6 protein-coding genes are annotated in these 10,571 nt (G+C 44.7%); 4 read left to right on the top strand and 2 right to left on the bottom strand.

Going from position 1 to position 10,571, the window contains the following annotated elements:
- Nucleotides 1-305: 305 nt before the first annotated feature.
- On the top strand, nucleotides 306-1,505 hold the full coding sequence (locus V144x_RS07835; protein ID WP_144983837.1) for an Lpg1974 family pore-forming outer membrane protein: 1,200 nt from the start codon (nucleotides 306-308) through the stop codon (nucleotides 1,503-1,505).
- A gap of 85 nt (nucleotides 1,506-1,590) precedes the next feature.
- On the opposite strand, the gene V144x_RS07830 is transcribed toward V144x_RS07835, so the two are convergent.
- On the bottom strand, nucleotides 1,591-4,653 hold the full coding sequence (locus tag V144x_RS07830; protein WP_144983834.1) for a PVC-type heme-binding CxxCH protein: 3,063 nt from the start codon (nucleotides 4,651-4,653) through the stop codon (nucleotides 1,591-1,593).
- 289 nt (nucleotides 4,654-4,942) lie between these two features.
- The gene (gene guaA, locus V144x_RS07825) at nucleotides 4,943-6,541 is read right to left on the bottom strand and encodes a glutamine-hydrolyzing GMP synthase (protein WP_197998814.1); all 1,599 of its coding nucleotides are present in this window, start codon (nucleotides 6,539-6,541) and stop codon (nucleotides 4,943-4,945) included.
- Nucleotides 6,542-7,054: 513 nt separating this feature from the next.
- On the opposite strand from guaA, the gene V144x_RS07820 reads away from it, so the two are divergent.
- The 3 genes from V144x_RS07820 (at nucleotide 7,055) to V144x_RS07810 (ending at nucleotide 10,411) form a co-directional block, all read left to right on the top strand.
- Nucleotides 7,055-8,023, top strand: coding sequence for a hypothetical protein (locus V144x_RS07820; protein ID WP_144983831.1), 969 nt, complete (start codon nucleotides 7,055-7,057; stop codon nucleotides 8,021-8,023).
- Nucleotides 8,024-8,169: 146 nt separating this feature from the next.
- Nucleotides 8,170-8,940, top strand: coding sequence for an HpcH/HpaI aldolase family protein (locus tag V144x_RS07815; RefSeq protein WP_144983828.1), 771 nt, complete (start codon nucleotides 8,170-8,172; stop codon nucleotides 8,938-8,940).
- A 103-nt stretch (nucleotides 8,941-9,043) separates the two neighbouring features.
- Nucleotides 9,044-10,411: a DUF1501 domain-containing protein gene (locus V144x_RS07810; RefSeq protein WP_144983823.1), complete on the top strand. Its 1,368-nt coding sequence runs from the start codon at nucleotides 9,044-9,046 to the stop codon at nucleotides 10,409-10,411.
- The last annotated feature ends 160 nt before the right edge of the window (nucleotides 10,412-10,571 follow it).

Below are 10,571 nucleotides of genomic sequence, written 5' to 3'. Positions count from 1 at the left end.
AAAAACCTTCCGAATTGAGAAGAGGATCTATTCAAACAAATATGTACTTTTGTATTCTATTAAATCAAAAATTGTTCTGTTTTTTCAAGATATACCGTTTTTAATGGTCTTCTGGGCAATAGCAAGCCGATCAATTATGACAACGGGTTATCTATATAGCCCCCACCTACTGCTGTACTTACGAACAAAGCACTCTAAAATCAAAAAATTGTGCTTTGTTGGAGAGGTTAGTTTTTAATTAGCATCTTTCAGTCATTGGACTCTCAAAAGAGATTCTTATCGAACTGAAATGGAGAGATTTGGCTATGAGAACGAACGGATTCGTTGGCTTGATAATTGCGGGAATCTGCTGCCTTCCATCACAGGCACTTTATTCTCAATCAGATTTTCCTGTCGAACCATCAAATGAATCTGAAGGAGTCTTCAGAATTTCAAATGCCTCGGATGATTTTGAGTCAAACATTGACGCCGTTTCATTTGCGCCAGCGTCACCGCGGACTTCCGATTTAGCTCCCATTGCCATGCCAGAAAACTACGGTAATGAAGAGTACTATGGACCTGTAGAAGAATATACTCAGGGCGATTGGATTGAAGACCCTTACTTAGATGACACTACTTATGAGCGTTTAGGAATCGTTGCCGGAGCCGCAGCAGTCTTTCTAAAGCCTGGTTTTGATACGGACACCGCTTTCTTTACTGAAGATCAATCGGGAATGAGCACAATAACCACCTCAAATGATTTCCCTTACAATTATCAAACTGCTCCCCGTATCAATCTGGGAGTCATTGATAACGAAGGACTTAGCGCACAGGTCCGTTGGTTCCAACTCGAAGATAATTCCAATAATGGAGCAATTTCTCCAAATAACTTTATCTTCTTCAATGGACTTCCCACACAAACAGTTACTGGAGGATTAAGAGCTGGTGGTCAAGCAGGCGACTTCATCAGCACATCAAGTAACCTGAAATTATACACCATTGATGTGGATATGAGCCAGGAATTGAACTTTGAACGTTGGCAGACAACCTTTGGCGGTGGTTACCGTCACGCTTCAGTCAGTCAAACATATCGAGCAGTGGGTACTGCCAGTGGTGCTCCCGTATCTTCGGATGTAGGACACCGCTTTGATGGAAATGGCCTTGTGATCTTTGGAGAAGCACGACGCCCTTTGGGGCTCTTTGATAGACGAACAAAAGGAACTTCAAGTGTGTCTTTAATTTCGAGCGCCAAATATTCTGCCTTATGGGGAAGGTCAAAATACTCTGCTGAAGACAGAACTCCTGGACCTACTGTCGCCGTAGCTCAAACTGACACGAAAAAATCATTGAGTATCGTCGAGGTTCAAGTTGGTATGCAAGCGGATTTTGTACTACAAACCGGGGCACTCGTATGGGTACGAGCTGCCTGGGATGGGATGTGGTGGAATGGAGCTGGCTCAGCTGCTAGTGAATCGGGTGACCTGAGTCTCCTCGGGGGGTCTATCACCCTGGGGATGGATTGGTAAAACTATCCCGCCAGAATATCAAATATTGAAAAGCCCTCTTGGAACATTCTAAGAGGGCTTTTCTCACATTGCCTAAGATTGATAGTTACTTTTTCGCAGGGGCTTCTAAAGTCTTAATATACTGCAGTAAATCAGCCATCTGTTGATGATTGATCTCTTTCTCAAGCCCGTTAGGCATTAAAGAAATTCCATTGGAAAGCAATGTATCAATGTTATTCCGTAAAATAATATCTTCTTTGCCCTCTGCTCTTCGAATTGTATAACTCGTAGCAGTTTCCCCGGCAATAATCCCTGTGAAGAGTTTGCCCTGTTCCGTAACAATCGTATAAGTATTGTAATTTGATTGTGCTTCGCGACTGGGATCCAGAATCGCAATCAGCAAATCATTGTTCGACTTATTCTTCGTTGTTGCCAGGTTAGGCCCTACATTGTGCCCCTGATCACCTACTTTATGACACGCGGCACAGTTTTTGAGATAGACCTTCTTACCTGCCTCTACATCACCCTTTAATTCCAAGGCAGTTTCATAAGCAAGCACAATCTTGGCACGATCACTGTTGACTTCATTACCCAACACTGTTCGAGCTTGTTTTCTGATCTTTTGATTGGGATGATTCATCAGCAAATCTTTTTTATCGCGAGAAATTTCATTGAGTTTCACCCGCTTTTCCTTGATTGCGCTCAACAAACTGTCGATCCTCCCTGATGATCCCAACAAGGCATCAACCACTTCCAAACGAACGGCTGGACTGAATCCAGACCAGTTCTGCAATAGAGCAGCACTCACATCATTGTGTCTCATCCGGGATAACGCTTCGACAGCAGCCAGTTGGATTTTAGGCGATGATCTAGGATTCAGAACCTCCGCCAGAACCTCACCAGCCACGCTATAATCAATGAATCCGAGTAGCTTGACAGCGGCTACCCGTTTCGCAACCGGTTTGTCTTCATCCTCGACCGTTCGAACCGCATCAGCAATCGTTTTACTAAATCGTTCTTTGACATCAACATCAAGTTTACTGTCATTCAGCAAGCTGGCGAGAGAGGCTCCTCTTCGTTCTAGTCCTCTACCCAACGCACCTAATGTCTTTTGTTTGGTCTGTAACGAAATGGAATCGCCTGAAATAAATGACATCACAGCTAAAGCGTCGTCAGTTTCTTTTCTAGCCCCTGCAATCATCAGTAATTCTGTAACTAGAGAGCCTTGGTTTCCTGACAACTTTTCTGGTGACTTCTTAAGAAAACTGATCGACAAAGGCCCCGCAATCTTTGAGGAAGAGGTGAGGACCGCCATCTTCATATCACTATCAAAATTTTTGGAATCTACTAATTTCGTTAAACCAGCGATTGCTGTTTGATTGTTAAATTCTCCTAAGGAAAAGGCCAATTGTAATTGAACCCGATAATCCGGATCGCTCGTGAGTTCCAACACGATTTGTGCCAGCTCAGAGTCTTGTTCAACATATTTTTCTGAGAGCCGGATAGCTTGCTCTCGAATCCCGGGTACAGGGTCTTTTAATGCCTGTTTTAGTATTTCTGAAGTCAACGCGTTCAAACCATCCAAAGTCCACAAAGCATGTAAGCGCCCCAATGGTTGTGTTGAAGATCGAAACAGGTGCTGTAAATGTGAGATTGCTGCCTGATCCTGACGTTCCCAGATTACACGCTGTGCCGTTTCTCGGTTCCAGCTATTAGGTGAATTCAATTGCTTAACCAGCTGATCGATTGGCATCTCGCCTAGTTTCTGAACTTTGAATTGATTCCCTTCTGGATGAACCAGGCGGTAAATGCGTCCGCGGTCGAAACCACTTTCCAAATCCAGATGACGTTTAATGTCTTCTGGAATTGAAAATGGATGCTCGATTGTCTCTCGGTACATATCAAGTACCCAAAGTGTTCCATCTGGTGCATTGACAAAGTTAACAGGTCGAAACCAGTTATCTTTCGACGTCACGAACTCTGTCTGCTCATCAGCGCGCGTCGCTATATATGTCGCGCCCTTTGAATCCATTGTTTTACGGTGAATCAGATTTCCGCCCACATCACCTATAAAGGCATTTCCCTGAAACGCTTTTGGATAGGCACTACCACGATATATGGTGACCCCTGTAGCAGATGTAAAGAAACCAGTCGCTACCAACTCGGTTGGAGAGAGACGCTTTCGAAAATTAGGATCCGCGGCCCGACGGGCAGTCCGAACTTCTCGGTATGGCTCCGGAGGACTACGACGAAAAACGGGGGCCGCGGCCCCTCTACGGGCAGCGGTCCGCAAAACACTGGGAACAGCCAAATAAGCGTTTCGCTTTAAATAATGACTGGGAAAGACAACGTGCTGAATATGATTGCTATTGCTGCATACAAAACGATTTCCCCAATCATCCATTGAATGACCAAACTGAGAACCACCAGAAATGGCTTCCAGCTTACGAGTCTTTGGATTTAATTTCAGGTCACGACGTCCCGATGGAATCACTTCTTTACCATCTTTTAATATCGAACCACCATTCGTTCCCCCGGCAAAATAGATATGATTATCTAATCCCCATTTCAAGTTATTGGCCAGACCCTGTACGTTTTTGGTTGGTAGTCCCGTAAAAACAGTTTCTCTGATATCTGCTTTGTGATCACCGTCGGTATCTTTAAAGTAATAAATATTTGGCGGTGCAATTACGAAGACTCCGCCATCAAAACAACAAACCGAAGTCGGCCAGGTAATCGTGTCTGCGAAGACGAAACTTTCATTCATCTTCCCATCTCCATTGGTGTCTTTTAATAATCGAATGACACCAGCATTCTTCCTGACGGGACCAGGAATGTAATCGGGACGCTGCTCAGGCAGATAAGGATATCCCCGCATTTCAGCAACATACATTTGCCCATTTTCATCGAAACAAGCGTCAACGGGGTCCATCACGTCAGGTTCAGCGGCCACTAATTCCAACTGAAAACCGTGCTCCAGCTTAAATCCTTTTAAAGATTCTTTAGGAGATGTGGCGGGAATTCGCTTCAATCGCTTGGCTAAATCGCCTTCATTGGCCAATGGTTTTTGAGCAATGACCGATGATTGATGATGGCTTGCCAGCAACACAATACTTGAGCAACAAATCACAGCCAGACAAAGCAATTTGCTCTTAGGAACCGAACTCATTTTTTCCGACTTTCTATGTCAAATAGTACGATACAGATCAGGAAGGAAACCGAAGGAGGGAGCAGCCCTCTTTTTTGACCTTAAAAGAGCTGCATTGAATACAGGGTATCAAACCTCTGAATCAAACCACACAAATTATAAAGAATGTTAACGAATGAATCCAGCATACTCGGATCACACCCAAAATCAAGGGCATTTACCCCTAATCAGAAAACCTTATCGCTGATGACAAAGTTAACTACGTCGTTCCATTCGCTTTCAAGAGAACAAAAAAGGAACTTAAGTAGCATTATTCCCACTCAATCGTACTGGGTGGTTTTGAGCTGATGTCATAAACCACACGATTAATCCCCCTGACATTATTCGTTATCCGGGTCGACATTCTTTCCAGAACATCATGAGGCAGAGGGGACCAGTTAGCAGTCATGAAATCGTCAGTTTCGACAGCGCGAATTGCTGCGACATCCTCATAAGTTCGCCCATCCCCCATCACGCCGACTGATCGAATTGGAAGTAAGACGGCAAAAGCCTGCTTGGTCTTTCGATACAGATTTGCCTTGTGCAGTTCTTCAATCACAATCAAATCTGCTTCTCTCAGCACATTCAAACGTTCTTCAGTCACTTCTCCCAGGCATCGCACTGCTAAACCAGGACCAGGGAAGGGATGTCGGTAAATCAGATCGTCTGGTAATCCAAGTTCATGCCCCATTTCCCGAACTTCGTCTTTAAATAGTTCGCGCAACGGTTCAATCAATTCGAATCCCAGTTTTTCAGGTAAGCCACCTACATTATGATGCAACTTAATTGTCGCGGCAGGACCATCATGATTGGCACCAGACTCGATCACGTCTGGATAAAGCGTTCCTTGCGCGAGAAAGTGAGCATTCTCAATGGATGCAGCTTCCTTTTGAAAAACTTCAATGAAGAGTCTGCCGATTATTTTCCGCTTTTCCTGTGGATCAGAAACACCTGCTAATTCTGATAAGAATAATTGCCGTGCATCTACCACGTGTAAATCGGTTTTAAAGTGTTCTCCAAAACGATGGGAAACCTCATCGGCTTCCCCTTTTCTCAATAATCCATTATCAACAAAGATACACGATAATTGAGAACCGATTGCGCGATATAATAACGCTGCAACCACCGAAGAATCCACACCTCCTGATAATCCACATATGACACGTTGATCACCAACCCGATCACGGATGGATTCCACTTCCTGCTCTATTAAATTAGAAATCTTCCAGGTTCCCTTACACCCACACACTTTTTGGACAAAGTTGGCCAGAAGCGCGCCACCAAATTCAGTATGAGTTACCTCTGGATGAAATTGGAGACCAAACAGTGGTTTACTATGATGTTTAACTGCTGCAAATCGGCAAGTTTCAGTCGAGGCCAGAGAGGAAAATTGTTCGCTTAGATTTTCAACTTGATCCCCATGACTCATCCAGGCAACAAAATGAGAGGGTACACCTGAGAATAAGTTAGAGTGGTCATTCACTGTACAAGGTGTTCGACCGAATTCTCGTGATGCGCCTCCTTTGACTTCACCCCCCTGCGAGTCACATACGAGTTGCATTCCATAACAAATACCGAGAATAGGAATTCCGAGATTAAAAATTTCGGGATCGGCCTGTGGGGCATTTTCCCCATAAACACTCGCCGGACCACCAGAAAGGATAATTCCTTTCGGATTGAGTTCTTTAATTCTCTCTGCTGAGAGATTGGGACGTGCCAGTTGGCTGAAAACATTTTGCTCACGTACACGCCTGGTAATGAGTTGGGCAGTTTGAGACCCAAAATCGAGGACGAGAATGAGTTCTTCTTGTTTCGTATTAATTAAACTCTGAGAAAGAGCATCCTGCTCAGTGACATGGGGATTAGTCATTATGTTCTCGAAATATTAAATCTTCTGGAGAGTCATTTGAGAAATTAGCACCAGGTCCTCAAATGAATGATTTGCTATAGAATTTAGCGTGGCTTAAGAACACGATTCTGTGCAAAAACCAAATCGCCATCTTAGCGATTCCATTTTCGAAATCCAATTCAGCACGTTAAATTCAAAAAGGAAAGCAGGAAAGTGTGCGGGTTAGTTAAAACAAGAAAAATGCAGGGACTATATGTCTGGTACGACTAAAAATCGGCACATCGGTTTGAACTTTCTCTTACAGATAAATGCTTAAAATTGAGACGAAGCAAGACCTTACAGCAAATCGAACATATCAAGATAATTTGAATCATTTCTATCGATCTATCCGATAATTCCAATAAGTACGATAAATGCGGGCAAGCTGTACTGAACAGAGATGGAATTTTGCCCCACTATCACGAATGTGCTCCTAATGTCAGGGTCTAAAAACCTATTCCCTCTCTTTTCACATATTACCAGGGACAGAAAACCATGTTTCTCCAATGGAATCGTTTTTTCTCCAGATACTGTCTGGCTCTTCTTGCCGGAACTTCTATTCTCATAGCAGGCGTTGAATTACATGCTCAGGTCACCCCTGGTACGGGAACAAGGGTAGATGGATGCTGGGATGACTTTGAAGATGAATCCTGGGAGTTCATCACAAATCTTCCCAAAAGTAGCACCAATGTCGATAAGCAGACTCGTTATCCATTAGGTCAGTCAACAAATAGTATTTGGACTGAGAGTGCCAAACGCGGACAACCAGATGTGATTCAACGAATCCCCACACCTGCAGGTGGCCTTCCCGGCAGCAAAGGCGCTTTGTTGATGAAAACGCTCCATACAGGAGTTCCAGGACAAGGTAGCCGCGGCACTAATCAGGATGACCTGATCATGCAGGGATCAATGATTTCAGTAAGCTACTCTCCCAGTGTTGTGACACGCGTTTATATTCCCCCCTTTGAGGAGTGGGAAGACAAAACCGGCACTTCGTTTGGGTTTCGCGCCGCTGTAAAAGCGCCCATGAAATCAAAACGCTCCCGTTCGAGACGTAGGTTCTTCTCGCGTAGCAGTGGTTACAGTACGAAAATAGAAACCATTTATCTGGGAATGTTCATCCAATTTAATAGTAAAACGGACAGTCCCAACGGTGAAGATTCTGCTATGTTCGTCGTGCGAGCAGATACAATGGGGCAGGATTTTATCGGACCCGAAATCAAACAAACAGGGTGGTGGACTCTCGGAATGTCATTCACTCCAGACGGGCGTACGCACTATTATGCCAGTCCTGGAGTAGATCCTTTGACTCCAGCTGATCGCTTTGCTTCACACCTTCCTTATGGTACCCGGATCCAGTCATTTCATACTGCATTCTTTAATGTCTGCAATCAGGATAATGGTCGTACCTGGTCAACGGAATGGATCATCGATGATCCAGCAATGTACTATATTGGCAGATAGTCAAACAGCTGACAAAAAAGCTGAATTCATAAACGGCATACTCTCCGAGGGTATGCCGTTTCTACTTTTCCGCTTATCATGCGATTTAGTTTTCATCTAACTCATCATCCCTTCAATATGACTTCTCCTTTTTTCTGGACGCAACAATGTTCGAAAATAAAATCAAAACGCTACTTTCTCAAGGAGATATTGCCTTGGGAGTGGCTATGCCGGACGCATCAGAAATTCTAGCCAAACTCTCCGTTGATACGGGCATCGACTTTTTGTGGGTCGATCTGGAGCATCGTCCTTATGGTGTAAATGAAGTCAAACATATCCCTGAGATCGCGCGCAGAAAGGGATGCATGCCTATGATTCGTGTTCCTGGCTTGGACCCCATTTTCTTCAAAAAAGCATTAGATATCGGAGCCAACACAATCATGGTGCCTCAGATCAATAATGCTGATGAAGCCCGACTAGCCGTTCAATATGCAAAGTATCCCCCCGAAGGAACACGGGGTGTATCTCCCGATTGGACGATGTTCATGGACTTTTCCTTTGACGATTATCTGCCACATGCTAACGAGGAAACAGCAATTGTCGCTCAAATCGAATCACCTGAGGGAATTGAAAATATCGAAGAAATCGCGGCTGTCGATGGTATTGATGTCCTCTTTGCTGGACCGATGGACCTTTCTGCTTCCCTGGGAATCATCGGTCAAATAGAACATCCAAAGCTTCTGGAATTATTGGCTGAGTTCCCCAAACGAGTTGCGACAGCAAATAAACCTGCGGGAATTACTTTTGGTGACCTGGACCGGTGCCGTCAGGCTATTGACGAAGGTTACCGATTCGTAAACATTGGTACTATTGCAACCTTGGGAACAAATGGAATTCGTGCGGCCCTGCCTGAATTGCGAGAGAGAGCCAGAAACTGAAGATTTATAGAATCTTTTCAAGCCCCTCTGGAACACATAAGCAAGAATTGATACAATCTGTCTGCGATTAAAGATTCAAACTGCAGCAGGAGACAGATCAGATATGCTGACATTATTAGGTCACGGCCAATCAAAACCCTCATTTTGTGATGGATTAACGCGGCGTAATTTCCTGCAAATTGGTAGTCTTGGCTTCTCTGGTCTGACTTTACCCCGCATCCTGCAGGCAGAATCGAACCCTGCCAACAAAAAACGTCAGAAATCTGTAATCATGATTTATCTGGTGGGTGGGCCACCACATCAGGACATGATTGATCTCAAACCAGAAGCCCCCAAAGAAATCGCAGGCCCCTGGCGTCCTATCTCTACCAATGTTCCTGGAATCGAAATCTGTGAAGCCTTTCCACGCATGGCTCAACTCATGGATAAAATGGTTCTAGTGCGTTCGATTGTGGGATCTCAAAGTGGTCATGATGCCATTCAGTGCTTCAACGGTCACAATCCCCGTAAACCTAAACCACAAGGCGGCTGGCCTCAATTCGGTTCGACTGTTTCGAAACTCCAGGGTGCACATGTGGAATCAGCACCTCCCTTCATCAGCCTCTGTTATCCTTGTACTCACGGTCCTTACAATGAACCCGGTCCCGGTTTCCTTGGTCTTTCTGAGTCCCCCTTCCGACCGATGGGGCCAACTCGGCATGACATGGTTCTGAATGGGATTTCTCTGGAACGGCTTTCTGATCGAAAAAAGCTACTTCAGAACATCGACAATTTCAAACGAGAGGCAGATGCTTCGGGCATGATGAACAGTCTGGATACATTTAACGAACAGGCCATGGGCGTTCTGACTTCTTCTCAACTGGCAGAAGCTCTGGACCTTTCCAAAGAAGATCCTAAAACCGTTGAACGTTATGGTACCGGGGACCCAACAAAATTCATCGACAGCAATGGCGCACCTCGTGTACCGCAAAGTATGCTTGTGGCACGAAGACTGATTGAAGCCGGTGCACGCGTTGTCACTTTGAATTATAGCAAATGGGACTGGCACGGCGGGAAAAACAATTCCATCTTTAAACGAGAAGCAGAAGACTTTCCGATATTCGACCAATGTGTGAGTGCGTTATTAGAAGATCTTCATCAAAGAGGTTTGGACCAGGATTGTACTGTCGCCATCTGGGGTGAATTTGGACGTACTCCCAAAATCAGTACACAAGTTGGTCGAGATCATTGGCCTCGAGTGAATTCTGCGATTCTCTTTGGAGGGGGCATGAAAACCGGTCAGGTCATTGGTGCGACTGACCGACTGGCTGGAGAAGCCGTTGATCGTCCTGTTACATTCCCGGAACTCTTTGCAACCCTCTATCATAATGTCGGTATCGAAACAGAGCAGACGACGATTGAAGATTTCAGTGGTCGTCCTCAATATCTGGTCGAAGATCATGCCAGACCCTTACCTGAATTAGTTAATTAGTTTAAGGTTCCCATCGAATCCGGCTGTATGGCTCTGCATTGCTATTTAAACCTTGAATCGCTTCAACTGAAAGCATTAAAATAGCTTATGGCAATATTCATTAATCGGATATTGTTCCCACCACCTTGAAGTGTCCTCAACAATCGTGAGTTGTTGCCTA

The organism is Gimesia aquarii (genome assembly GCF_007748195.1).
GTDB lineage: Bacteria > Planctomycetota > Planctomycetia > Planctomycetales > Planctomycetaceae > Gimesia > Gimesia aquarii.
The sequence above is the reverse complement of the archived record's forward strand: the minus strand, read 5'-3'. Positions and strand labels throughout refer to the sequence as shown.

What these genes read in the sequence shown, in the direction of transcription:
- V144x_RS07835 (WP_144983837.1), top strand. Translation starts at nt 306, where the DNA reads ATGAGAACGAACGGATTCGTTGGCTTGATAATTGCGGGAATCTGCTGC.
- V144x_RS07830 (WP_144983834.1), bottom strand. Translation starts at nt 4,653, where the DNA reads ATGAGTTCGGTTCCTAAGAGCAAATTGCTTTGTCTGGCTGTGATTTGT.
- guaA (WP_197998814.1), bottom strand. Translation starts at nt 6,541, where the DNA reads ATGACTAATCCCCATGTCACTGAGCAGGATGCTCTTTCTCAGAGTTTA.
- V144x_RS07820 (WP_144983831.1), top strand. Translation starts at nt 7,055, where the DNA reads ATGTTTCTCCAATGGAATCGTTTTTTCTCCAGATACTGTCTGGCTCTT.
- V144x_RS07815 (WP_144983828.1), top strand. Translation starts at nt 8,170, where the DNA reads ATGTTCGAAAATAAAATCAAAACGCTACTTTCTCAAGGAGATATTGCC.
- V144x_RS07810 (WP_144983823.1), top strand. Translation starts at nt 9,044, where the DNA reads ATGCTGACATTATTAGGTCACGGCCAATCAAAACCCTCATTTTGTGAT.